A 22995-nucleotide genomic window follows, 5' to 3' on the forward strand; every position below is an offset into this window, starting at 1 on the left:
CCCGATGACAGGTAGATCAGCCGGTCCCTCGCGTCGTTCGATCCTGAAAGGATGCAGCGCGCTTGCGATCGCTGGCCTCGCCGGGCAGGCCAAGGCCGCGGGCTACCCGGAACGCCCGATCAAGGTCATCGTGCCGTTTGCGCCGGGCGGACCGACCGACATCATGGCCCGCATCCTCGGCACCCATCTTGGCGAAGCGCTCGGCGGCACCATCGTAGTTGAGAACCGCCCCAGTGGAGGTGGCAATATCGGGATCGGCATTGCGGCACATGCCGAGCCCGACGGCTATACGCTTCTGATCACGTCGAGCGCCTATGTCGTCAATCCCGGCCTCTACGCAAAAGTCCCGTACGATCCGGTCAGGGACTTCGCGCCGATCGCCGAGCTTGGCACATCACCGAACGTGATCCTGGTCAATCCGAAGCTCGGGATCAATTCAGTCGCCGAGCTGATCGCACGCGCAAAGGCCCACCCGGACGAACTGAACTATGCCAGCCCAGGCCTCGGGACGACGCCACATCTCGCCGGCGAGCTGTTCAAGATCATGGGTCAGATCCAGATGACACACGTGCCGTTCTCGGGCGCCGGCCCTGCCATCCAGGCAATCCTGAGCGGAACGACCCAGGTCGCTTTTGCGGCGCTTCCGCCTGCCCATCCGCACATCGAGTCAGGGGCGTTGAAAGCATTGGCCCTCACCGGAACCCATCGATGGTTCGATTTGCCTGATGTGCCGACCATGATCGAGCTCGGCTACAGGGATTTCGTGTCCGACACCTTTCAGGGCTTTCTCGCGCCTGCGAATACGCCCTCCTCCGTTGTCGCGTTGCTGTCGGCGAAATCGATCGAGATTCTAAAGACACCGAAGATCGCGGAACAGCTGCGCAACGACGGCTTCGAGGTGCTTGCAAACGGGCCCGATGGCATGCGCGGGCGTATTGCAGACGAAGTGCCGAAATGGCGCAACATCATCGCAAAGGCGGGGATCAAGCCGGTCTGAGCAGATCAACATTGCGCGACACGCACAGCGTGTGATCTTGCGAGCACTAGCCAGCATCCCTAGGCTCCCCATCCATAACAAAACAACCAGGGAGGCGATCGTCATGACCACAAGGCGGGATTTCCTGAAAGCGGGAGCAACGGCGGCGGCAGGCATCGTGTTCTGCGGCTGCGGGCACGTCCACAACGCAAATGCACAGCAATCGCGCCAACAGTTGCCGGTCACGGTCAACGGCAAACGTGTCAAGACGATCGACATCCACGCGCATTGCCATTTCCGCGAGGCGGGCGCGCTGCTCGGCGCGGACGCCGGAAAATATCAACTGCCGCCGGTCAACGGCGCCGCGGAAGCCTTCGTCGAGATCGACAAACGGCTGGCTGCGATGGATGCGCAGGCCGTCGACATGGAGGTGCTTTCGATCAATCCGTTCTGGTACGACCGCGATCGCGACCTTGCTGCGCAGATCGTGAAAATCCAGAATGAAAAGCTCGCCGAACTCTGTGCCTCGAAGCCTGACCGGTTCGCAGCTTTCGCCTCGCTGACGCTGCAGGCACCGGACCTTGCGGTGCAGGAGCTGGAGACGGCGGTGAAGAAGCAGGGGCTGAAGGGCGCGGCGATCGGCGGTGTCGTCGACGGCGCCGAATTCTCGAATCCGAAGTTTCATCCGGTATGGGCCAAGGCCGAGGAACTCAGCGTTCCCCTGTTCATCCATCCGCAGGGCGTGCCCGAGCTCAACAAGCGGCTCTCCGGCAATGGGTGGCTTGGCAACACGATCGGCAATCCGCTCGAGACGACGATCGCACTCTCCCATTTGATCTTCGAGGGCACGCTCGACCGCTTCCCGGGACTGAAAATCATCGCTGCACATGGCGGCGGTTATCTCGGCTCGTACGCCGACCGCTCGGACCATGCCTGTCTGGTTGGACCCAAGGGATGCAATCCGGAGATCAAGCTCCAGAGAACGCCGGCGGAGTACCTCAAACAGATTTACTTCGACTCTCTGATCTTCACGCCTGAGGCGATCAGGCACCTCGCCGCCCAGGTTGGCGCCGGCCAGATCGTGCTGGGAAGCGACTATCCCTATCCATGGCAACTGGCACCGGTCGACCACATCTTCGCCTCGTCGTCGCTAAGCGACGATGACAAGGCCAATATTCTCGGGCGGACCGCAGCAAAGCTGCTTGGAGTAGCCGCGTGAGGACGGCTTGCTGCTGGACAAGCGGCTGTCGTCGCGCCTTGCCGCGCGACGACGGCATCAACGATCAGTAGGCCTTCACCGTCCGGATCTCGCTGCCCGGCCGGACCGTTGGTGCCACCTGCGCGATATTGGGTATCGGATCGGTGTAGACGGTGTCGGTTCCGACGAACTCCGCTTGCGCCGCGTCCGATATCCATCTGACTGCCGCCGGATGACTGACCAGCATCCCGATCAAGGCAACGACGACGAGCAGCGGCAACGCGACAAGCTTGATGCTGAAGCTCTGGTAATTGTGCTGTGGGTCCTGCCGCCGCTTGTCGAAAGAGCTCTGCATGGATTCCTCCATATTGTGCTCCCCTGACGCGTCACTTACCGCAGCGCACGCAAGGCCGATGTGAATGGCTTCACAGGCCTTGTTCAGCTCACCGCTTCGTGAAATGCGCGACCGACCGGGCGGCCGACGCGACTACTCGCCGTCGTTCGCCCCGGCGTCGACCAGCTCCTGGAGGGTCTCGGGCTTCAACACGACGATCGCGCCATGCTCGAGCCTGACCCAACCGCGTATCGCCCACGCGCGAAGCTGCTTGTTGATGCTCTCGCGCGTCATCCCGACCATCTCGCTGATCTCCTGCTGGGTGATCGAGATGGTGCGCCCCTGCGGCTTGTGCTTGTCGCTCAGGCGCAGCAGCGCGCTGGCCAGACGGCCGGGCAGGTTCTGCAGGATGACCTGCTCGACCTGATCGCTGGTCCGGCGCAGTCTTTCGCAAAGCAGCTCGATGAACTTCATCGCAAGCGTCGGCTGGCTGCGCACGAACGGAATGAACTCGCGCCGGTCAATGACGAACAGCTCGCAATTGGTGTTGGCGGTGGCATCGGCCGTCCGCGACAAGCCGTCGAGCAGCGCGATCTCACCGAAGATCTCGCCGGCCTCGATCAGGTTCAAAATCGCGTTGCGACCATCCGGCGACGAGATGCTGATCTTGACCGTGCCCGAGATCACCGCAATCAGGCTAGTGCCCGGATCACCCTTGGAAAAGATCGTCGTACCCCGCTTCAGCGTGGTGTGCTTGGCGTAGCGGCAGAGCTGATCGAATGCCTCGGGCTCGAGATCGGCGAAATAGGGATGCTTGCGCAACACCGACAGCTTGTTGTTCGAAAACAACAGCGCGCCGGAAGTTCGTTCTATGGGCGACGCACCGGTCATCGTGATCCAGACTGATTGTGTTGCGTTCAATCGGCCCGCCAGCACAGCGGACGCCGACAAAGCCATCGATCAATGAAAGTAGACAGAAGTATAGCCCCCCCGGGGCCCTACAGCAACAAAGGTCCGAGCCGGCGCAGTTGGGATGGAAGGCACCAAGGTACAATTTGGAATAAATCTGCGTCGATGCAACGCTCAATTGCGGGCTGCGGGCTGCCCTTGATCTGACATGCCCGGCCCATCCGCGACAATCTCGCCTGACAAGATCCCGTCTGTGCGAGGGGTCAACGCGGCCAGCTCACAGCAGCTTGCCGTCTGGCCCAAAGAACGGATGCGGCCCGTCAAACTGACCGATCGGGACCTGGTGCGTGACCAACTGTCCAAAATCCGGCCCGGGAAACCACGTGTGCAGGTGAAATGCCGGCGGTTCCACCTTGAACGATGGTTCGCGGAGCTGTCCGAGGTCCAGGTCCACTGCATGGTTCGGCGCGGGGCACAATGTCACGGGAATCCCGGCGAAGCTGGTCAGCATGGCACGATGGACGTGCCCGCAGCCGATCAAACGCACCCGCGGGTGACGCCTGACGATTGCTGCCAGCTCTGCGGCATTGAAAAGGTCCTGGCGGTCCATGTGCCAGATGCCGCCCTTGAACGGCGGGTGATGCAGGAAAAGCAGCGCGGGCCGGTCTGCTGCCGCAAGTGTCGCGTCCAGCCATTGCAGCGTCGACGGTTCGAGCATGCCATGAGGCTTCCCGGCAACGCTTGAATCAAGCAGCAGCAGATCGAGGCCATTCACCTCGATCTTCTGGTCGAGCGGGCCTGTGGCGTGAACATAGGGTGCGGCAGGAAACGCGGCACGCATCCACGCACGCGAGTCGTGATTGCCGGGAATTCCGGCAAACGGAACGCGCAGCGGCGCGAGCAGTCGCTTGAGATGGTCGTATTCCTCGACCGACGGCGTATCGACAAGGTCGCCCGAGATAACGACGAAATCGGGCGCCGGCTCGAATCCATTGATCGCCGCCACGCAGCGTTCAAGCGCCTTTGCGGTATCGACCCGACCATAGGCCAACGCTCCCGGCGGCTTGATGTGGAGGTCGGAAATCTGGGCGATGAGAACCGGTTTCGACGGCATCGATCAATCTCGTGGTTCGGAGGGAAGCAGACGGACAGCGTCGGGCGCAATCGAAAGCCCGATGCGATCGCCGATCCTGGCTTGAATCGTGTTGGGAGCGTCGACATTGAGCGGCTTGCTCGATGCATCACTCACGACGAGCCGCTGCCGGTCGCCGATGAAGCTGACGGAATCGACGATTCCCGAGAGTATCCCCTCGCCCGCCTCCGTCACGCGAATGGTTTCGGGGCGGATCATAACGGTCGCGTTCGCGGTCGTCGCGCCACACTCGATCGGCAGCCGCCCGCCGGGCAGGATCAACACGCCGTTCTCGACCGGAGCCTCCACAATGTTCGCCGCTCCGATGAACTCCGCCACAAACCGGTCCTTCGGCGCGAAGTAGACCTCGCGCGGCGTGCCGATCTGGGCGATTGCGCCTTTCCGCATCACGACAATCCGGTCGCCCAATTCCATGGCTTCGGCCTGATCATGGGTAACATAGATCGTCGTGATCCCAAGCGCGCGCAACAGCCGGTTGAGCTCGCTGCGCAGCCGGTCCCGCAGCGCGGCGTCGAGCGCGGTCAAGGGCTCGTCGAGCAGCAAGATGCCGGGCCGGATCGCGACGGCGCGCGCCAGTGCGACGCGCTGACGCTGGCCGCCCGAAAGCTGGTCGATGCGGCGATTCTCCAATCCCGTGATGTTCGTCAGAGCAACCAGCTCGGCGACGCGCGCGGCACGCTCGCCTCTGGCAACACCGCGGATCTTCAACCCGTAGGCGATATTGTCCGCCACCGTCATGTTGGGGAACAGGGCGTAGGACTGGAACACCATCCCGACATTGCGCCGCTCGATCGGGACCGAGGTCATGTCCTTGCCGTCGAACAGGACCTTGCCGCCGACATCCGGCAGCTCGAGGCCTGCGATGATGCGCAGCATCGTGGTCTTGCCGCAGCCGGACGGCCCAAGCAGCACCAGCGTCTCGCCACGCGCAATGTCGAGGGTTGCGGGATCGAGCGCGCGCGTGCCGTCGGCAAAGGTCTTGCCGCACGCCTCGATCCGCACCGCTGCGCCATGCCCGGCCGTGCTCATCGCTTGTGATCCCTGTCGGCCAGCAGCTGCATCGCGACCAGCAGCGGAATGATCATCACGAAGAAGATCAACGTATAGGCCGACGCCACCTCGAGCCGCATCGAGGCGTAGCTGTCGGCGAGCCCGATCGGTAGTGTCTTCGTCAACGGCGTATGCAGCATCCAGGTCAGGTTGAATTCACCGAGCGACAGCGTGACCACCATCAATGCGCCGGCAAGAATTCCCGGCAGTGCGTTCGGCACGATGACGTCGCGGAAGCGTCGCCATGGCGACGCCCCCAGCGAAGCCGCCCCCTCATCCAGCGTCTTGATGTCCACGGTCGCGAACACCGCCATCACCGACCGCACCATGAACGGCATGGTGAAGATCACGTGCCCGACCAGGATGAACAGCCAGGAGCGGCGAAAGTCGCCGAAGCTGCCGTAGGCGAGCAGCAGTGCGAGCGCAATCGCAAGCCCGGGGATCGCCAAAGGCAACGTGATGATCTCCTCGACGATGCGCGCAAGCCGGCCTCCCCGCGCATGCAACGCATAGGCTGCGGGAACGCCGGCAAGCAGCGTGACGGCAAGGGTCGCGAATGCGATCACGAAGGAGAGCAGGATGGTACCGGCATAGAGCTCCCAGACCTGCGCGACCCATTGCAGGGTCACGCCGGACTGGATGCCCCGGAAGTAGTTCACGGTGACGCCGGCGGAGATCGACAGCCCTGCGGGGACCACCAGGAAGGCGGCAACGAGCAGCGTGAAGATGAACTGGCCGGTGAAGATCAAGCGATCGCGCATGCGTTCACCCGGCCGCCGCGACCGCGCTGCCGCTGAACGAGCGGGCGAGCGCGAGGATGAGCCAGGTGATCAGACCAAGTCCCACCGACAGCGCGGCCGAGGTCGCGAAATTGGCGGCCAGCGTGAACTCGGTATAGATCAGCATCGGCAGCACGTCGATATTCGTCGCCAGCGTAAACGCAGTCCCGAAGGCCCCCATCGCGGTCGCAAATGCGATCGCGCCGGACGCAACGAAGGCCGGCGCCAGCGCCGGCAGCACGACGTCACGCTGGACCGCCCAGGGGCTGGCGCCGAGCGAACGCGCGGCTTCTTCCAGACCGACATCGAGCTTTTGCACGGCCGCCATGATGGTCAGGATCACGCGCGGGATCGAGAAGTAGAGATATCCGAGGAACAGCCCGTAGATCGAATAGGCGAAGACGAACTTCTCGCCGAAGATCCGGTTCGACAGATCGCCGATCAGCCCCTGCCGCCCCGCCAGCAGAATGATCATGAAGCCGACCACCACGCCGGGAAACGCCAGCGGAAAGGTCAGCATCGCGATCAGCACGGCCCGCCCTGGAAAGCGGTGCCGCTGCAGAAACATTCCGGCAATCGTCGCCACGATCAGCGTGACGACCGTCGTTGCCGCGGCCAGCAACACGGTATTGATCAGCGTCGCGCGATAACGAGCTTCGGTCAGGATGGCGAGATATCCGGCGAGCCCGTGCGGACCTTCGGCACCCGCAACCACCAGCCGTGCCATCGGCAGCAGGAAGAATGCCGTGGTCACGACCGCGAGCGGCAGCAGGCAGAACCAAACGAAGGATTTTTGCGACATCAGAAGAATGGTGCCCCGGCGAAGGGCACCATATTGCCTCAGCGAACCTCGGCGAGATAGCGGTCGACGAAGGCTTTTTGCACGTTTTCCATCTCGCCCCAGTCGACGCTCTTGGCGCGGGCATAGTCGCTGTCGGGGAGGAATTTCACCTTCACGGAAGCCGGCAGCTCGATCGGGCGGGCCGGACGCAGATAGGCATTGGTCCAGATCGCCTGCCCTTTGTCGGACAAGAGATAGTCCATCACCTTCTTGGCCTTCTCCTTGTCGGGCGCGTTCTTCACGAGACCAACGACATAGGGAAACACCACCGATCCCTCGCAGGGAATCACAAACTCGAAGTTGCCCTTCTCCGAGTACTTTGCGCGATAGGCATTGAAGTCGTAGTCGAACAGGATCGGCATCTCACCGGAGACGACGCGGGCATACGATGTCTGCTTGGGTACGATAGGATCGTTCTTGCGCAGCTCCTTGAAGAAGCTGATCGCCGGATCGAAGTTGCCTGGCGAGCCTCCGAGCGCCAGATTGACGGCGACCGCGCCGACATAGCCGACCGCCGCCGACGACGGATCGAGATAGCCGACCATCCCCTTGTAGTCGGGCTTCAGGAGGTCCTTCCAGCAGGCCGGCACCGGCTTGCCGCCAAGCGCATCCTTGTTCACGAACAGGCCGAGCGTGCCGGAGTGGATCGTGGTCCAGTAGCCTTCGGGGTCCTTGAGGCCGGCGGGGACCTGATCCCAATGCGCCGGCTTGTAGGGCTCGAGCGCATCCTGGGCCTTGGCCTTCATGCCGAAGGTCACGCCGAAATAGCCGATATCACCGACCGGATTGCTCTTCTCGGCCAGGATCTGGGCCAGCGCCTGGCCGGAATTCTTGTTGTCGTGCGGGATATCGTACTTGAGATCCGCCTTGATCGCCTTCAGCATCGACGCCCAATCCGCCCATTCCGGCGGACAATTGTAGCAGATAACGTCGGCCGCCCTGGCTGATTGCCACGGCGCGATCAGCATCAGCGCCAGCAACGCAAGGACAAGGCGGACGGTCTTCATGGGAGGCTCCGGTCTGGGAGAGGATGCAATGAGGATTTCAACATCAACCGGGGGACCAAGTATAGGCCGCGTATGAATGTTTTGCGACGCGCTTGCTGCCGTGCAGCAAATGCAACGGCTCCGATGCCGACCATCGGGTGCTCGCGGCAGCCAGTCGTTTCGCGCTATGCTGTCAACCAAAAGAGAAAGCGCCCATGTACCGGCCGCCCGGCGTCAGCACATCGCCCGATCTTCCCGTTCCCGGCCTGATGCAGGCCTGGGTCCTTGGTGAGCCCGGCCAGCTCCTGCTTTGCGAAAAGCCGACGCCGGTCCCCTCGCGCGCCGAGGTGCTGGTGCGCATCGACGCGGTTGCGATCTGCGCCACCGATCTCGAAATTATCCATGCCGGGTCGCCGGCAAGCATTCAGGGCGGTCTGCCCTTCAACAAGAACTTCACGCCAGGCCACGAGTATATGGGCTCGGTCGCTGCACTCGGACCGGACGTTGACGAATTCAGGATCGGTGAGCGGGTCAGCGTCGAAATCCACGCCGGCTGTGGTCAATGCAAACGCTGCCGCCAGGGCATGTACACCTCCTGTCTCAACTATGGAAGGCCGGAGAAGGGCCACCGCGCCAACGGCTTCACGACCGACGGCGGTTTCGCGGAGTACGCAGTCAACCACATCAATACGCTGGCGCGCGTACCGGATAGCATGAGCGACGCGGAGGCGACGCTCGTGGTGACCGCGGGCACGTCGATGTACGGCTTGACGGAATTGGGAGGATTGGTGGCCGGCGAGAGCGTCGTGGTGATCGGCCCGGGGCCGATCGGACTTCTCGCAGTTGCTGTGGCCAAGGCGCTTGGCGCAAGTCCGGTGATTCTGACCGGCACGCGCAACAAGCGGCTGGCGATCGGCCAGGAACTGGGGGCCGACCGCGTCATCAACATCAACGACGAAGACGCCGTTGCGGTCGTGAAGCAACTAACAGGGGGGATCGGCGCGGACTATGTCGTCGAATGCGCCGGCACCGAAGCGACACTCAACCAGGCCATTCACATGACCAATCGTGGCGGCAAGATTTGTCTGGCCGCCTTCCCGCACGAAGCTGCGACGCTGGACATCGCGCATCTCGTGCGAAACAACATCTACGCTTACGGGATCCGCGGCGAGGGCCGCAGCGCCACGCGCCGCGCCATGGAATTGATGGCGGCGAAGCGGTTCGACGCGACAAGGATCCACACGCATACGTTTCCGCTGGAAGACCTGCCGACGGCGCTCAGATATGCACGGGATCGCGTGGATGACGCGATCAAGGTCGTCGTCACCACAAGCAAGGCCGACGCGATCGCGCGCCGCTGCGGAGTAAGGTCCGTTCGCGCCGGCGGGAGACCGGACAGCCCGCTCACACCGAACAATATCGTTCCTTGATCTCGTCGTCGGCCAGCAGGGCCTGCGCCGACGCCTGGTGCACCACCGCCCCCTGATCAAGGACGTAGGCACGATCGGCGATGCCGAGCGCGAGCTCGACATTCTGCTCAACCAGCAGCACCGTCGTTCCCTGCGCCTTCATGTTGCGGAACAGCTCGAACATCTCGTCGACCAGGACCGGCATGATGCCCTCCGACGGCTCATCCAGCATGATCAGGTCGGGCTTTGCGATCATCGCCCGCGCGATCGCCAGCATCTGCTGCTCGCCGCCGGACATCGTGACCGCCTCCTGGTCCATCCGCTCGGCCAGCCGTGGGAATATCACCGCGATCTCGTCGATCCGCTCGGCTTCCCGCTTCTTCGCCGGCGACGCCACCAGCCCGAGCCGCAAGTTTTCCCGGACCGACAATCCCTGCACAATCCGCCGCTCTTCGGGAACATAGGCAAGTCCCAGCGCGAAGCGCACATGCGCCGGCCGGCTCAGCAGCTCCTTGCCCTTGAAGGTGACCGAGCCGCGCGTTCGTCCCATCAACCCCATGATCGATTTCAGCGTCGTCGTCTTGCCGGCTCCATTGCGACCGATGAGGCAGACTATCTCGCCTTTGGTCACTTCGAGCGTTATGTCCTGCAGCGCGTGACTTGCGCCGTACCAGGCATTGAGCTTGCCGATCTGCAGCATTAGTCAATGCTCCCGCTGGCCGAGATAGACCCGCTTCACCGCCTCGTTCTGCCGGACCTCCTGCGGCGTTCCTTCGGCGAGAAGTTCTCCGTGATGCAGCACGAGGATGCGATCGCTGATCCCGAGCACCAGCTTCATCTTGTGCTCGACGAGAATGACCGTACGCTCTTTTGCGAGCTTCACGATCAGATCCATCATGGTCCGGGTTTCCTCCGGACTCATGCCGGCCGTCGGTTCGTCCAGCAACAGCAACCGGGGTTGGCTGGCAAGCGCCATGCCGATTTCCAGCGCGCGCTGCTCGCCATGGGCCAGCGTCTTGGCGGCACGTTCGCGAGATTCCCACAATCCGACCAGGGCAAGCAGCTCGTCCGCCCGCTCGACCAGCTCGGTCAGGCGCGCGCGGGGACGCCAGATGTCGTATCTCGACACCAGCGCCTGCAGACCGACGCGGATGTTTTCACGGGTCGTGAGCTGCGGAAACACGCTGGTGATCTGAAAGGACTTTGCGATGCCCATATGCGCAAAGCGGTGCTGCGGCAGGCCGGTGACATCTTTGCCCTCGAATTCAACGCTGCCTTTGGTGGGCGCAAACGCGCCGCACAGCAAATTGAAATAGGTGCTCTTGCCGGCCCCGTTCGGACCAATAATGGAGGTGATCGCTCCTCGGGAAAACTCCGCCGAGATATCGTTCAGCGCGACAAACTTCCCGAACGTCTTGCCGACGCCCCTGGTGCGCAGAATGATTTCCTTGGTTTGGCCTTCCGCGGCGCTCATCGCCTGCCTCGCGCGATCAGCGTGCCCCAGATGCCGGCGGGGAAGAACAGCACGCATGCAATGAAAATGGCGCCAACGATCAGTTGCCAGTGAACCGTCCACACGGAGACCACATTCTCCAGGATCAGGAAGACGGCGGCGCCGATCATCGGCCCGAAGAACGTTCCCATACCGCCCAGCAATGCGATCATCACGACTAGGCCCGACGTCTCGTAGTGCAGGATCTCGATCGGAACGATCGACAGATGCAGCGCCTGCAAGGCTCCCGCGAGACCGCAGAAGCCGCCAGACAAAACGAAGGTCAGCAATCGGGTCTTGGTGACGTCATAGCCTGACGCGCGGGCGCGCATCTCATTCTCCCGCACGGCCTCAATGACGGCGCCAAATGGCGAGGCAAGAATGCGCGACATCACGAAAAACGCGGCAATCACAAAAGCCGCGATGACATAGTAACGGATCATCGGATTGATGAAGTCGAGCCGCAAGCCGAACAGATCGATGGTGCGGACGTTGATGCCGCGGAGGCCGTTTTCGCCACCGGTCAGGTCAACCGCCTGATAGAACAGGTAGTAGACACATTGCGACAGCGCCATCGTCACCATCGCGAAGTAGATGCCGCGGGTCCTGATCGCGAGCACGCCAATCAACGATGCCATCAACAGGCCGCCGGCGATCCCGGCCGCGATGGCCGCATACCATGGACAGCCAAAATGCACGATGGCGATGCCACAGAGGTAGGCACCGGTTCCAAACAGCGCCGCGTGACCAAATGACAGCAGACCGAGATAACCAAACACGAGGTTGAAGCCGACGGCGTACAATCCATAGATCAGGATGTTCACCGCGAGGGCCGTGAACGGCATCACCAACGGGAAAATCAGGATCACCGCGGCCACAATGCTGGCGCGATGCCGCGTTGCGAATTCGTACCAACTGCCCGTCGTGGCACGAGGCTGTTTGATGGATTCGGTGGCTCCGGTCATCCTTGGCTCTCAGCTCATCAATCCGGCGCGGCCGAAGAAGCCTTGGGGACGAACGATCAGGACGATCGCCATCAGCGCAAAGATCGAAACCTTGGCCATCTCGGGCGCAAACAGCGACGTCATGCTGACCACCACACCAACGAGGAGGCCCGCCAGTACGGCGCCACCGATCGAGCCCATGCCTCCTACGACCGTAACCACGAAAGCCTCGGCGAGAATCGTGCCGCCCATCTCGGGAATGACGCCTTGAAGCGGGGCAGCCAACAGCCCGGCAAAGCCAGCAATCGCGGTGCCTATCCCGAACACGATCAACCAGACCCTGGAAACGTCGACCCCAAGGACGCGGACGATTTGCGGATCGCGCGCGCCGGCGCGGATAATGAGTCCGAAGCTGGTCTTCTCCAGAAACAGCCAGAGCGCCAACAAGACGACGGCCGTCGCACCGATCACGAACAGGCGGTAGAGTGGAAAATATCCGACACCGATGTTGACGGCCCCTTGCAGAAGCTCGGGCGTGTCGAAGGGATAACCGGTCTTGCCGAAGGCAATGCGCACGCACTCGACCATGACATAACTCAACCCGAAGGTCAGCAGCAGCGGATAATCGATGCCGCGGCCGTAAAGCGGCCGGATCAGCACGCGCTCGACGGCAAGGCCGAACAGCCCGATCAGAAGCGGCACCGCCAGCAAGCAGAGCCAGAAATTGCCGCCGATCGAAATGAGGTACAGCCCGACATAGGCGCCGACCATGTAGAACGCGCCATGGGCGAAGTTGACGACGGTCAACATCCCGAAGATCAGCGAGAGGCCGATCGCAAACAGCACGTAGATGGCGCCGAGCGCCAGCCCGGCGAATAGTTGCAGTGCAATCAGGTCAAAGCTCAGGCCCGCCATTTGTCCCCCTCAGCACGACGCGCACCGCCCCGCGGTGCGCGTCGGCGCATGGCTCAGCTCTTGTGACCAAGCGCGTCGCAGGTACGCAGGTTCTTCTCGTTAGGCTCTTCGGTCGATAGAACCTCGAACACATCTGACTCGTTCTTCATGTCCTTGGACTTCGACTTGATCACGAGCACCGATTGCACCGACTGGTGATCGCATTTGCGATAGTATTGCGGCCCCTTGTAGTAGTCGTACTTCAGAGCCTCCAATGCCGCGACGACCTTGTCGGTCTCCACGCTGCCCGCGCCCCTGACCGCCTCGAGCACCGTCCGAACACCGCCATAGCCGAGCGCACCGTAGTCGGTAGGCAACTTGCCGTCGTACATCTTGCGGAACGCGTCGTTGAACGCCTTGGTCGAGGCGAACTTGTCCTCGATGCCCCAGAAGAACGAGCAGCCGCCGACAACGCCTTCGAATGCCTGGGGGCCCGCCGCAACGCGACTGGCATGCGACAGCAGCGGCGCGATGATCTGGATCGATTTCTTGATGCCGAAGTCAGTTGCCTGTTTCAGTGCGATTTGCTGGTCCCGGCCGAAATTGCTGATGCATAGAATATCGGGCTTCAGCGCCTGGAGACGCGGCAGCAGGGTCGAGAAATCAGTCGTTCCAAGCGGATGACGGATGTCACCAAGATTCTCGATGTTGAACTCCTTGCCGACCTCGAGAAAGCCGCGAACCATCTCGTGACCGTAAGCATAGTCCGCCGTGAGAAACGCCACCTTCTTGCCGAATTTGGTGAAGGCGTAGCGACCGACCGCCCCTGACGTCATGTGCGGGTTCAGCGCTTCGTGGAACGTGTATTTGCTGAAATCTGCCGCCTCGTTGATGGCGTCGGACTGGCTGATCGAATTGAAGATGACCCCGCGTTCCTTGGTGACGTTGTTGATCGCGAGCTGAACCGCCGCGGACAGACTGCCGACAACGAAATTCACCTTCTCCTTCTCGACCAATTCCAGGGTCCGCGTCGCCGCCTCACCGGGATTCAGCTTGTCGTCACGCACGACGAGCTCGGCCTTGCGGCCGTTGAGACCGCCGGCATCATTGAACTGGGCGACAGCAAGCTGACCCGCCCGCACCTGGTCCTGGGCCTCGGCGCCGTATGGACCGGTCAAAGGAACCGGGAAGCCGATCTTGATGGGCGCTTCCTGGGCCTGAAGCAGATTGATGCGAAAAGGCGAGACGGCGAGAACGGCGCCGGCGCTTGCCGTCGTCAGCAGACGACGCCGTGATATCGATCCAGCTTTGGTCACCTTCTTCGTCATGACTATTCCTCCCCAAGAACTGTCTGCGTTTTGCTTATCGTATTATCGTTGCCCGGACGTCTCCACTCAGATCCGTCCCAGGGCGGACAGGATAACCTGAGGCGTGAGCGGAATCTCGGTAATTGTTGCGTCAAGCGGCCGGAGCGCGTCATTGACCGCGTTGGCAACCGCAGCTGCCGCGCCGGCTGTCCCCGCCTCCCCAGCCCCTTTGGCTCCCAGCTCCGATTCCTGCGTCGGAGACACCACGTGGCCGACCTCGATATCGGGCATCTCGCCGGACATCGGGACCAGATAGTCCGCCATATTGGCATTGGTCAGCTGACCGCGTTCGTCGTAGATGCACTTCTCGAACAGCGCCGCGCCGAGCCCCTGCACGACCCCGCCCCGGATCTGCTCGTCGACCAGTTGCGGGTTGATGATGGTGCCGCAGTCTTCGACAACCCAATGCTTCAGCAGCTTAACGAACCCGGTCTCGGTATCGACCTCGAGCCATGAGGCCTGAACGCCGTTGGTGAATGCAAAGGGATATTGGCGCGGAACGAAATGCCGGGTCGCCATCAATTCGGGCTGGATACCGGGCGGCAGGGTGTCCGGTCGAAAATAGACGATCCGCGCAAGCTCGTTCAGTTCGATGCGCGGCGCGCCGTCGGCGGCGTTGACGATACCGTTGTCGACGATATCGAGCTCGGCCGGCGTCGATTGCAGGATGGCCGCGGCGACGTTCAGGATATTCTGGCGCAGGGCCTTGGCCGCCTGCAATGCAGCTTCGCCGCCGATGCCGGCGCCGCGCGAGGCCCAGGTGCCACCGCCATAGGGCGTGTGGTCGGTGTCGCCCAGGATGACGCGAACGCGTTCCATCGAAACGCCAAGCACGCTGCCGACGATCTGGGCCGTCAGCGATTCCGACCCTTGCCCCTGTTCCGTGATGCTGGTCTGGCAGATCACCGACCCTTGCGCGTCGAGCCGGACCGCAACGCCATCCTGCGATGAAATTTTCGCGCCGCCCACGCCATAAAAGGCAGCGCTGGGATTGGTCACCTCGATGAAGCTCGCGATTCCGATGCCCCGATGGACGTTTCTGGCGCGCAAGGCCGCTTGCTCAGCGCGCAGCGCGTCGTAATCCATCATCTGAAGCAGCTTGGTCAACGAGGCGTGATGCGACAGCTGCTCGAACTTCATGCCCGAGGGTGATGCACACGGATAGGCATCGTCGGCGATCAGATTGCGCCGCCGGATTTCGACGGGGTCCATGCCGATCTTCGCTGCCGCCAGATCGACCAGACCTTCGGTGACCGAACAGGCGATCGGGTGTCCAACCGCCCGGTACTGGCACATCACGTTCTTGTTCTGGAAAACGACGCGCGCCCGCGCCCGATAGTTCGCCGTGGCATAGGGCCCACCGACCAGATTGACCACCTGATTTGCCTCGATGGCGCTGGTGCGCGGATACATCGAATACGGGCCGATCCCCGTCAGGTCGTCGATCTCGAAGGCTGTGATGGTGCCGTCCGGCCTGACGCCGATCCGCCCCCTGCATCGATGATCGCGGGCGTGGATGTCCGTGTTGAAACTCTCGACGCGGTCCGCCACGAACTTGACTGGCCGACGCAACAGCTTAGACAGCGCGTAGGTCGCCATTTCGTCGGCGTAGATATGGACCTTGATGCCGAACGAGCCGCCGACATCCTTGCAGACCACTCGGACCTGCGCTTCCCTTAACCCAAGATGCAGCGCCGCGATGTTCTGCACCATATGGGGCGCCTGCGTGCCCTGATAGATCGTGAGCCGTGCCTCGGCCGCATTCCAATCGGCAACGACGGCCCGCGACTCAAGTGTCACGCCGGTGTGGCGCCCGAATACAAAGTCGGCCTCGACGAGTTCGGACCCCGACAATGCATGATCGACGTCGCCGGCGTCGAGCGTCCGCTCAAAGGCAAGATTGTCGCCGAGCGCAGCATGAATGACGAGAGCTGCCGGATCGAGCGCAGCACGCATGTCCGTGACTGCCTCAAGCTCCTCGTAGTCGACCGAAATATGCTCCATGGCATCTTCGGCTGCAGCACGGCTGGTCGCCACAATCGCTGCAACGGCCTCGCCCTGCCAGCACACGCGGTCGACCGCGATCGCGTGTTGTGGCGCAGACTTCAGTCCCTTCAGGTGCGAGAGCACCCCAACCCACGGCGTGATGACCGCTTCAAGTTCACGACCCGTGACGATGGAAACGACACCGGGCATGCGCCTTGCCGCGTCGGCGTCGATCGCTGCGATTTTGGCGTGGGCATGTGGCGACCGTAGAAAAACCACATGCGCCATCCGCGGCAATTCGAGATCACTGACATATTGGCCCCGCCCCTGCAGCAACCTGTCGAGGTTCGGCCGCGGTACGGTCTTGCCGATGTAGGAATTCGGGCGATCAAGCACCGAAAGCGCGTCTGCTGGCGCCCGCGTCACCGTCATGCGCCCCGCTCCGCGCGCGTCATGGCTGTCGCCTCAACCGCATCCACGATGGCCTGATAGCCTGTGCAGCGGCAATAGTTGCCGGAAAGATGCTCACGGATTGCTCGACGATCAGGCACCGACACGTGCTTCAGCAGGTCCTGCGCCGTGATCAGCATCCCAGGCGTGCAATAGCCACACTGCAATGCATTGCGCTCGCGAAATGCCGCCTGAAGATCGGCTATTTCACCGCTGTCAGACAGCCCCTCGATTGTCTCAACTGACGCGCCCTGCGCCTGGACCGTCAGCACCAGACAGGAGCGAACGATCTCGCCATCGATCCGGACCGTGCAGGCGCCGCAAACGCCGTGCTCGCACCCAATGTGGGTTCCGGTCAGCTTGAGATTTTCCCGGAGGAAATCAGCAAGATTGAGCCGCGGCAAGACGAAGGCGTCGATGGGTTCGCCGTTGACCAGAAGCGAGACCGGTACCGGAGCGTTCACTTACCGACTCCCGTTTCCAGTTCTGGCCGTGCGAGCAATGCCGCCACGCAGCGCCGGAGCAAGACCGTCGCGAGGTGTCGACGCATGGCCGCGGTCGCCTGCTGGTCCTCCTGTGGATCGAGTTCATCGGCCAATGCGGCCGCCGCCTCTGCGAGCAAGGCGGGCGTTACCGTGGCATCGATCAGTTTGCCGGCGGCCGCCGCGAGCAATGGCCGGTCGCCAACAGCAAAGAAGCCGAGCCGAAGAGCTGAGAACCTGCCGGCTGCAACAACGGCACGGGCGGCGAGACCAACGACAGCGTAGTCGCCATGCCGCCGGGCATATTCCTGAAAGAAAAATGTCGAGGCTTGGCCTGCGACCGGCACCTCGACCGCGACAAGCAACTCGTCCGGCAACAGCGCCGTTTCGTAAATTCCCCTGAAAAACTCCGTCGCAGTAATCCGGCGCTCGCCGGCCGAGCCCCGAACAACGATCGTGGCGTCAAGCGCCACAACACAGGCCGGCAGCTCCGACGCAGGATCGGCGTGAGCGAGGCTACCGCCGATCGTTCCGCGATTGCGAATTGCGGGATGGGCAACGTGGGCAACGGCATCGCGCAACAGCCGCGCGTGCAGTGCAACCTCCGGCGATCTGAGCAGATCGACGTGCCGGGTCAGCGCGCCGATGACCAGCAGGTCTCCCCTCACGGTGATGCCGCGCAACTCGGCGAGGCCGCCGATATCGACCAGAATGTCCGGAGACAGGAGCCGCAGGTTCATCGCCGGCATCAGGCTCTGACCACCCGACAGAACCTTCGCCTTGTCGCCGTGCATGGCGAGCAACTCCAGCGCGTTCACGACGCTGGTCGCGCGGGCGTAGGCGAAAGCCGCAGCTTTCATGTGGGCGTGGCCTCCCGGGCCCAATTTTGGTTTGCCCGATTAGAGGGCCGCCCTCTTCAAAGGTCAAGCTTGTTTATCGAGTGATTATTTGTGCGGCGGGGCTTGTCTTCGCCTCGGGAAGGCCGCAGGTTCCTTGCCAACTAAAGTTCAAATCGCGGGGAGGCGGATCATGAAGCTCGGTTTTTTTACGATGCCGATCCATCCTCTCGACAAGGATTGGCGGCAATCGCTCCGGGAGGATCGCGAGGCCTTTCTGCTCGCGGACGAGCTCGGCTTCACCGAGGCGTATGTCGGCGAGCACGTCACCGACAAGGCCGAGAACATCACCTCCAGCATCGCCTTCATTGCCTGGCTCGCAGCCGCAACCAAGCACATCAAGCTTGGAACCGGCACCATCAACATGCCAAACACGCATCCGGCAGCCATCGCAGCGTCTGTCGCCATGCTTGATCACATGCTTGATGGCCGTTTCATCCTTGGAATCAGCCCGGGTGGATTGCTGTCCGACGCGGAGGTTTTTGGCAATCTCGATGCCGACCGCAATGCCATGTTCCTCGAAGCCATCAATCAGGTTCTTGATATCTGGGCTGGCAAACCGCCCTATGATTTGCAGGGCAAATATTGGAATGTCTCGGTCAAACGGACCCTGATCGAGGACATTGGCCAGGGAATCGTCGCTCGCCCTTTGCAGGCTCCTCACCCGCCAATCGTGGTAACCGCGGTGGCGCCATTCTCAAAAGGCGTCACGGAGGCGGCGGCGCGCGGCTGGGATCCGATCTCGGCAAACTTCCTGATGCCGGCCTGGGTGAAGAGCCACTGGCCGAAATATGTTGAGGGTTGTGCGCGCGTGAACCGGGCACCCGAGCCCGCCAATTGGCGCGTCGCCAAGAGCGTGTTCGTGGCAAAAGATGCAGCAACCGCGAAGGCGTATACCACGTCGCCCGACAGTCCGTACGTGTACTATTATCACCAGTTGTTCACGAAGCTGAAGCGCAGTGGCCGGCTCGAGTTGTTCAAGACACGACGGGATCAACCTGACGCTGAGGTCACACTGGAATCGATCTGCGACAAATTGATCATCTACGGCACGCCCGAAAGTGTGGCTGACCAGTTGCTGGCGTTCCAGGAAGAGATTGGCACCTTCGGAACCCTGCTTTATGCCGGCAAGGACTGGAAAGATCGGGAGCTTGGCCGTCAATCGATGATCCTGATGGCCGAGAAGGTCCTGCCGCGGATCAATGCCACCGCCGCCGGATCATCGACGTGAAGGAGGTTCGACATGGCCTTTACTGATCGCATTCCGTACCAGGCGCAGGTCGACCGACCGAAACTGACACTGCCCGACGGCAAGAAGCTCGCCGTGTGGGTTATCCTCAATGTCGAGGAATGGCGCATCGAGAATGCAATGCCACGCACCGTGCTGAGCCCACCGATGGGCCAGCCCCTGCTGCCCGACGTGCCGAACTGGTCGTGGCATGAATACGGCATGCGCACCGGCTTCTGGCGGCAGTTCAAAGCTCTGACCGATCGAAAGATACCGGTGACGCTGGCTGCGAACGCCAACGTCTGCAACAGCTATCCGCGTGTGGCGTCGGCGGCGCGCGAGGCGGGCTTCGAATTCATGGGACACGGGTTTGTTCAGGGCCCGATGCACAAGGTCGAGAACCAGGCGGATGCAATCAAGCGCGCGGTCGACACGATTGCTGGATTTAGTGGCAAGCCGCCGCGATCATGGGAAAGCCCGGGCCTGACCGAAACCGAAGACACGCTCGATCTCCTGCGCCTCAACGGGATCGAATACGTGGCCGATTGGGTGATCGACGATCTCCCTCAGGACATCGCCACGCCGCACGGCACCGTGACGACGATTCCCTATTCGGTCGAGACCAACGACATCGTCATTCACGCGCTGCAACACCTTCCGTCGGAACAGTTCCTGACGCGCTGCACTGACCAATTCGATCGGCTGTACCTTGAGGGCGCAGAGAATGCGCGGATCATGGCCATCTCGGTGCATCCCTACATCACGGGCGTGCCGCACCGTATCAAGTACCTGGAGGCCCTGCTCGATTACGTCATCGGCCATGACGGCGTCGCCCTCATGACGGCAAGCGAGATCGGGGATTGGTATCGGGGTCAGATGGCGACAATGTAGCGCGCTCAGCCGGCGACCTTGATCGGCGCCCGTCGACGATCGGTCGCGCTCTCCGCCATTCTCTCAAATCCTGCGAGGAAGATATCCAGCGCGTCACTGATCATCTGCGCCTTGTCCTCGAGGACAGGCGCTTCGTAGATGTACTTGCGTACGCCATAATAGAAAATGCCGCCGTGAAACACCCAGGCCAGCTCGAGTTCTTCTGCGCTGGGCCTGCCCTGTGTCGCGAGGCCGGCGTCGTGGCGGCATTCCCGGAGAATGCGCGTCAGGATCTTGTCCTTGACCATGCCAACATACCAGCGATTGATATCGAGGCCCTTCAGGCCGGAGTAGAGATAGATTCGGAGCCATCTTCGGTTGAAGATCGCGTCGGTATAGATTTCGTAAAACTCCTGGAGCCGCACGCGGAGCGGACGTGACCGATCCGAGAGCACCTTCTCCCAGCCTATTTCAAGTGGTTCGAGATATACCTTGCGGTAGACCTCCTTGATGAGATCGTCCTTGCTCGGAAAATAGCGGTAAAGCAGCGGCTGCGTCACGCCGAGCTTGTGAGCAAGGGCGCGCGTGCCGCCGCCAAATCCCTCCTCCGCAAATAGCTCGGTTGCCTTGGTAACGAATTCACTGCGACGATCGACAGCTGATAGTCGCCTCTGCTTGGCACGAACACGCTTGACGGGCGTCTTTCGATTCATGATGTCTTGCCACCACCGTCAGCCAAAAACCGGCCAAAACCTCCGCGCGCGAACAACAGCGGACTGTTCCGGTTATAGGCGTAGGCTTCCACCGCGCCTAGGAAAATGACGTGATCCCCGCCATAGTAGCGGTTGGCGGCACGGCATTGGAAATTCGCGACCACATCAGCAAGCACGGGAGCATTCCCGAGACCCGGCGTCCAGCTCACACCCGCGAACTTGTCCCCCGACGATCTGGCAAACTGCATCGCCAGCGCCTGTTGCGACGCGTCTAGAACGTTGACCGTAAAATGGCTGGCATTCTGGAAGATCGGCAGTCCCTGCGAAAACATGCCCAAGCTCCACAACACCAGTGGCGGGTTGAGCGACACCGATGCAAAGGAATTGCAAGTAATTCCATAGGGCCGTCCTTCAGCCGACATCGCGGTGACTATCGTCACACCTGTTGCGAACGTACCGAGCGCATTGCGGAAATCACGGGGGTCGATCGCCGAACTATCGCTTGCGAGCTCACTGGCGGGATCCAGCGGATGTTTGGGTGAGTCGGACATCCGGCTAACCTCAAAGCGTCAGGTTTTCAGACGGCAGCCCCAGAGCCACCCGCCCGTAATTGGTGCCCGCCGCGTCGAAATTGAACGCGAGATGCGAATTCACCGCATGCGCGTCGCGGAATTGGCGCTGCAACGCTCCCGAGGTGAACAGGCTGCGTGCGCCGCCCGCCGCAAATAGAAGAGACACCGCCTCGGTGCACAAATTGACCGCGAACGCACCGTCGCGCCGAAGCTTCGTCTTCGCTGCAATGCCCGGGATATCGCCACGCCGGACCTCCGCAAGTGCCTCAACGCAGTTCGTGCGCATGATCAGCCGCGCGGCATCTATCTTCGCCGACGCCTCGGCAATCTTGATCTGTGTGCTTTGCAGGTCCCCGATCTTGGCCCGGTTATATGTCGAAGCGCGGTGTCGCGCGATCTCGACATAGTCATCAAGGCAAGCCTGCGCATTTCCCAAACCAACCCCGGACAACACATAGGGAAACAACGAAAAGACCGGAAGCATGTAGAGCGCATTTGGATTGACGATACTGCCCGGCGTCGCACCTCCCGCAAGATCGCTGACGGCAACGGTCATATGCTCGGCAACGAATGCGTCGGTGACCCGCACGTCGTTCGATCCCGTTCCGCGCAAGCCAGCCGCATTCCAAGTGTCGTCGATGCTGTAGTCTCGCCTGTTCAACAGGAATAGCCGATACTCGACACCATCGGCCTCATCATCCGAGGCGACCACGCTCGCGAGCATGTTCCATCCGCAGGATTCCACCCCGGACGAAAACGGCCAATGACCACTCAGAACATATCCGCCGCCGGCCTTCCTCGCGCGACCCGCCGGGAAGACAAAGGAAGACGCGATCAACGCATCCGGATCCTCTTCCCACACCGCGCTCTGCGCTTCGGGCGCGAACATAGCCAGCATCCAGTGGTGACTTGCAAGGTTGGCAAAATTCCAGGAGACCGAGGCATCCCCCTGCCCGAGGGCATCGGCGCAGTCGACCAGCGCAACATAGTCGAGCTCGCTGCCTCCGACGCGCTTGGGCTGCAGTATCCGGAAAAGGCCGCTGTCAAGTAGATCCCGCTCGGTCTCCGACGGCAATCTGCGCAGCTCTTCGGTCCGCGATGCCCGTTCGCGCAAAGCCGGAACTAGCGCCCTGGCTCGTGCGACCATGATCGAATAACGATCCATATCCGAGCCTGACTGTGCCTTCGTATCGAGCCCGCGGCCAACCTCAACCATGGTCTCTTCCTTCGTTCGATCTCCAAGAGATTTGCGCGTGCGATCGAGCCGTCAACTCAGTTTATCGATCGATCACCAGAGATCAAGACGCGCAAGCCTGCATTCCCTCAATTCAAGGCTCAGGATCCCACGACTGCCGCCGGGCGCCCATTTTAGGAAACGCTTCCAGCGATGCTTCGTTCGCACTGCACATGCCCATTCTAGCATCCCCACGCCCAAGATTCGATGCCGGCTACGACCGCGGCTTGCC

At 61.8% G+C, this 22995-nt stretch carries 23 protein-coding genes; 5 read left to right on the forward strand and 18 right to left on the reverse strand.

Features of this window, described 5'->3' with window-relative positions:
* The first annotated feature begins 4 nt into the window (after positions 1 to 4).
* Together AKL29_RS08675 and AKL29_RS08680 are read left to right on the forward strand one after the other, a co-directional pair.
* Complete coding sequence (locus AKL29_RS08675; protein WP_050383843.1) at positions 5 to 997, forward strand: Bug family tripartite tricarboxylate transporter substrate binding protein; 993 nt, start codon at positions 5 to 7, stop codon at positions 995 to 997.
* A 103-nt stretch (positions 998 to 1100) separates the two neighbouring features.
* A complete protein-coding gene (locus AKL29_RS08680; protein ID WP_050383844.1) occupies positions 1101 to 2195 on the forward strand; it encodes an amidohydrolase family protein in 1095 nt (364 codons plus the stop codon).
* A gap of 64 nt (positions 2196 to 2259) precedes the next feature.
* Here the strand turns inward: AKL29_RS08680 and AKL29_RS08685 are convergent, their stop codons facing one another.
* The 7 genes from AKL29_RS08685 to AKL29_RS08715 form a co-directional block, all read right to left on the reverse strand.
* Positions 2260 to 2529, reverse strand: coding sequence for a hypothetical protein (locus tag AKL29_RS08685; RefSeq protein WP_028352146.1), 270 nt, complete (start codon positions 2527 to 2529; stop codon positions 2260 to 2262).
* A gap of 132 nt (positions 2530 to 2661) precedes the next feature.
* The gene (locus AKL29_RS08690) at positions 2662 to 3399 is read right to left on the reverse strand and encodes a Crp/Fnr family transcriptional regulator (RefSeq protein WP_050383845.1); all 738 of its coding nucleotides are present in this window, start codon (positions 3397 to 3399) and stop codon (positions 2662 to 2664) included.
* A 295-nt stretch (positions 3400 to 3694) separates the two neighbouring features.
* Complete coding sequence (locus AKL29_RS08695; protein WP_050383846.1) at positions 3695 to 4531, reverse strand: phosphodiesterase; 837 nt, start codon at positions 4529 to 4531, stop codon at positions 3695 to 3697.
* 3 nt (positions 4532 to 4534) lie between these two features.
* A complete protein-coding gene (locus AKL29_RS08700) occupies positions 4535 to 5599 on the reverse strand; it encodes an ABC transporter ATP-binding protein (RefSeq protein WP_028336857.1) in 1065 nt (354 codons plus the stop codon).
* Positions 5596 to 6381 carry an ABC transporter permease gene (locus AKL29_RS08705; RefSeq protein ID WP_028336858.1) on the reverse strand — a complete coding sequence of 262 codons (786 nt, stop codon included), beginning with the start codon at positions 6379 to 6381 and terminating at the stop codon, positions 5596 to 5598. Before AKL29_RS08705 ends, AKL29_RS08700 begins: the two co-directional genes overlap by 4 nt.
* Positions 6382 to 6385: 4 nt before the next feature.
* Positions 6386 to 7201: an ABC transporter permease gene (locus AKL29_RS08710; RefSeq protein ID WP_050383847.1), complete on the reverse strand. Its 816-nt coding sequence runs from the start codon at positions 7199 to 7201 to the stop codon at positions 6386 to 6388.
* A 38-nt stretch (positions 7202 to 7239) separates the two neighbouring features.
* The gene (locus AKL29_RS08715) at positions 7240 to 8247 is read right to left on the reverse strand and encodes an ABC transporter substrate-binding protein (RefSeq protein WP_050383848.1); all 1008 of its coding nucleotides are present in this window, start codon (positions 8245 to 8247) and stop codon (positions 7240 to 7242) included.
* A gap of 137 nt (positions 8248 to 8384) precedes the next feature.
* Here AKL29_RS08715 and AKL29_RS08720 point away from each other — a divergent pair, with 137 nt between their 5' ends.
* Positions 8385 to 9656, forward strand: a complete 1272-nt coding sequence (locus tag AKL29_RS08720) for a zinc-dependent alcohol dehydrogenase (RefSeq protein ID WP_244481852.1) — start codon at positions 8385 to 8387, stop codon at positions 9654 to 9656.
* On the opposite strand, the gene AKL29_RS08725 is transcribed toward AKL29_RS08720, so the two are convergent.
* The 8 genes from AKL29_RS08725 to AKL29_RS08760 form a co-directional block, all read right to left on the reverse strand.
* Positions 9631 to 10335, reverse strand: coding sequence for an ABC transporter ATP-binding protein (locus tag AKL29_RS08725; protein WP_050383849.1), 705 nt, complete (start codon positions 10333 to 10335; stop codon positions 9631 to 9633). The genes AKL29_RS08720 and AKL29_RS08725 overlap by 26 nt on opposite strands.
* Positions 10336 to 10338: 3 nt before the next feature.
* On the reverse strand, positions 10339 to 11109 hold the full coding sequence (locus AKL29_RS08730) for an ABC transporter ATP-binding protein (protein WP_050383850.1): 771 nt from the start codon (positions 11107 to 11109) through the stop codon (positions 10339 to 10341).
* The gene (locus AKL29_RS08735; RefSeq protein WP_050383851.1) at positions 11106 to 12092 is read right to left on the reverse strand and encodes a branched-chain amino acid ABC transporter permease; all 987 of its coding nucleotides are present in this window, start codon (positions 12090 to 12092) and stop codon (positions 11106 to 11108) included. The genes AKL29_RS08730 and AKL29_RS08735 overlap by 4 nt, the downstream gene beginning before the upstream one ends.
* Before the next feature lie 9 nt (positions 12093 to 12101).
* Positions 12102 to 12986 carry a branched-chain amino acid ABC transporter permease gene (locus AKL29_RS08740; RefSeq protein WP_038377831.1) on the reverse strand — a complete coding sequence of 295 codons (885 nt, stop codon included), beginning with the start codon at positions 12984 to 12986 and terminating at the stop codon, positions 12102 to 12104.
* 53 nt (positions 12987 to 13039) lie between these two features.
* Positions 13040 to 14293, reverse strand: coding sequence for an ABC transporter substrate-binding protein (locus tag AKL29_RS08745; RefSeq protein ID WP_050383852.1), 1254 nt, complete (start codon positions 14291 to 14293; stop codon positions 13040 to 13042).
* Between the two features lie 66 nt (positions 14294 to 14359).
* Positions 14360 to 16750 (reverse strand): xanthine dehydrogenase family protein molybdopterin-binding subunit, encoded by a 2391-nt coding sequence (locus AKL29_RS08750; protein ID WP_050383853.1) that lies wholly within the window; start codon positions 16748 to 16750, stop codon positions 14360 to 14362.
* Complete coding sequence (locus tag AKL29_RS08755) at positions 16747 to 17232, reverse strand: (2Fe-2S)-binding protein (RefSeq protein WP_028336868.1); 486 nt, start codon at positions 17230 to 17232, stop codon at positions 16747 to 16749. Before AKL29_RS08755 ends, AKL29_RS08750 begins: the two co-directional genes overlap by 4 nt.
* On the reverse strand, positions 17229 to 18110 hold the full coding sequence (locus tag AKL29_RS08760) for an FAD binding domain-containing protein (protein WP_028336869.1): 882 nt from the start codon (positions 18108 to 18110) through the stop codon (positions 17229 to 17231). Before AKL29_RS08760 ends, AKL29_RS08755 begins: the two co-directional genes overlap by 4 nt.
* 169 nt (positions 18111 to 18279) lie before the next feature.
* Here AKL29_RS08760 and AKL29_RS08765 point away from each other — a divergent pair, with 169 nt between their 5' ends.
* Positions 18280 to 19377, forward strand: a complete 1098-nt coding sequence (locus tag AKL29_RS08765) for an LLM class flavin-dependent oxidoreductase (RefSeq protein ID WP_050383854.1) — start codon at positions 18280 to 18282, stop codon at positions 19375 to 19377.
* A 12-nt stretch (positions 19378 to 19389) separates the two neighbouring features.
* Positions 19390 to 20265 (forward strand): polysaccharide deacetylase family protein, encoded by an 876-nt coding sequence (locus tag AKL29_RS08770; protein WP_050383855.1) that lies wholly within the window; start codon positions 19390 to 19392, stop codon positions 20263 to 20265.
* A 5-nt stretch (positions 20266 to 20270) separates the two neighbouring features.
* On the opposite strand, the gene AKL29_RS08775 is transcribed toward AKL29_RS08770, so the two are convergent.
* The 3 genes from AKL29_RS08775 to AKL29_RS08785 are packed head-to-tail and all read right to left on the reverse strand — an operon-like array spanning position 20271 to position 22694.
* Complete coding sequence (locus tag AKL29_RS08775; protein WP_028336872.1) at positions 20271 to 20957, reverse strand: TetR/AcrR family transcriptional regulator; 687 nt, start codon at positions 20955 to 20957, stop codon at positions 20271 to 20273.
* Positions 20954 to 21508 (reverse strand): flavin reductase family protein, encoded by a 555-nt coding sequence (locus tag AKL29_RS08780; protein ID WP_050383856.1) that lies wholly within the window; start codon positions 21506 to 21508, stop codon positions 20954 to 20956. The genes AKL29_RS08775 and AKL29_RS08780 overlap by 4 nt, the downstream gene beginning before the upstream one ends.
* A gap of 10 nt (positions 21509 to 21518) precedes the next feature.
* Entirely contained in the window at positions 21519 to 22694 is a 1176-nt protein-coding gene (locus AKL29_RS08785; RefSeq protein ID WP_152977491.1) for an acyl-CoA dehydrogenase family protein, read from the reverse strand.
* Positions 22695 to 22995 lie beyond the last annotated feature (301 nt).

The organism is Bradyrhizobium pachyrhizi (assembly GCF_001189245.1).
GTDB classification, from domain to species: Bacteria; Pseudomonadota; Alphaproteobacteria; order Rhizobiales; family Xanthobacteraceae; genus Bradyrhizobium; species Bradyrhizobium pachyrhizi.

Bases quoted from the DNA above. Each gene is read 5' to 3' on its own strand.
- AKL29_RS08675 (WP_050383843.1), top strand. From the start codon at position 5: ATGACAGGTAGATCAGCCGGTCCCTCGCGTCGTTCGATCCTGAAAGGA.
- AKL29_RS08680 (WP_050383844.1), top strand. From the start codon at position 1,101: ATGACCACAAGGCGGGATTTCCTGAAAGCGGGAGCAACGGCGGCGGCA.
- AKL29_RS08685 (WP_028352146.1), bottom strand. From the start codon at position 2,529: ATGCAGAGCTCTTTCGACAAGCGGCGGCAGGACCCACAGCACAATTAC.
- AKL29_RS08690 (WP_050383845.1), bottom strand. From the start codon at position 3,399: ATGACCGGTGCGTCGCCCATAGAACGAACTTCCGGCGCGCTGTTGTTT.
- AKL29_RS08695 (WP_050383846.1), bottom strand. From the start codon at position 4,531: ATGCCGTCGAAACCGGTTCTCATCGCCCAGATTTCCGACCTCCACATC.
- AKL29_RS08700 (WP_028336857.1), bottom strand. From the start codon at position 5,599: ATGAGCACGGCCGGGCATGGCGCAGCGGTGCGGATCGAGGCGTGCGGC.
- AKL29_RS08705 (WP_028336858.1), bottom strand. From the start codon at position 6,381: ATGCGCGATCGCTTGATCTTCACCGGCCAGTTCATCTTCACGCTGCTC.
- AKL29_RS08710 (WP_050383847.1), bottom strand. From the start codon at position 7,201: ATGTCGCAAAAATCCTTCGTTTGGTTCTGCCTGCTGCCGCTCGCGGTC.
- AKL29_RS08715 (WP_050383848.1), bottom strand. From the start codon at position 8,247: ATGAAGACCGTCCGCCTTGTCCTTGCGTTGCTGGCGCTGATGCTGATC.
- AKL29_RS08725 (WP_050383849.1), bottom strand. From the start codon at position 10,335: ATGCTGCAGATCGGCAAGCTCAATGCCTGGTACGGCGCAAGTCACGCG.
- AKL29_RS08730 (WP_050383850.1), bottom strand. From the start codon at position 11,109: ATGAGCGCCGCGGAAGGCCAAACCAAGGAAATCATTCTGCGCACCAGG.
- AKL29_RS08735 (WP_050383851.1), bottom strand. From the start codon at position 12,092: ATGACCGGAGCCACCGAATCCATCAAACAGCCTCGTGCCACGACGGGC.
- AKL29_RS08740 (WP_038377831.1), bottom strand. From the start codon at position 12,986: ATGGCGGGCCTGAGCTTTGACCTGATTGCACTGCAACTATTCGCCGGG.
- AKL29_RS08745 (WP_050383852.1), bottom strand. From the start codon at position 14,293: ATGACGAAGAAGGTGACCAAAGCTGGATCGATATCACGGCGTCGTCTG.
- AKL29_RS08750 (WP_050383853.1), bottom strand. From the start codon at position 16,750: ATGACGGTGACGCGGGCGCCAGCAGACGCGCTTTCGGTGCTTGATCGC.
- AKL29_RS08760 (WP_028336869.1), bottom strand. From the start codon at position 18,110: ATGAAAGCTGCGGCTTTCGCCTACGCCCGCGCGACCAGCGTCGTGAAC.
- AKL29_RS08765 (WP_050383854.1), top strand. From the start codon at position 18,280: ATGAAGCTCGGTTTTTTTACGATGCCGATCCATCCTCTCGACAAGGAT.
- AKL29_RS08770 (WP_050383855.1), top strand. From the start codon at position 19,390: ATGGCCTTTACTGATCGCATTCCGTACCAGGCGCAGGTCGACCGACCG.
- AKL29_RS08775 (WP_028336872.1), bottom strand. From the start codon at position 20,957: ATGAATCGAAAGACGCCCGTCAAGCGTGTTCGTGCCAAGCAGAGGCGA.
- AKL29_RS08780 (WP_050383856.1), bottom strand. From the start codon at position 21,508: ATGTCCGACTCACCCAAACATCCGCTGGATCCCGCCAGTGAGCTCGCA.
- AKL29_RS08785 (WP_152977491.1), bottom strand. From the start codon at position 22,694: ATGGATCGTTATTCGATCATGGTCGCACGAGCCAGGGCGCTAGTTCCG.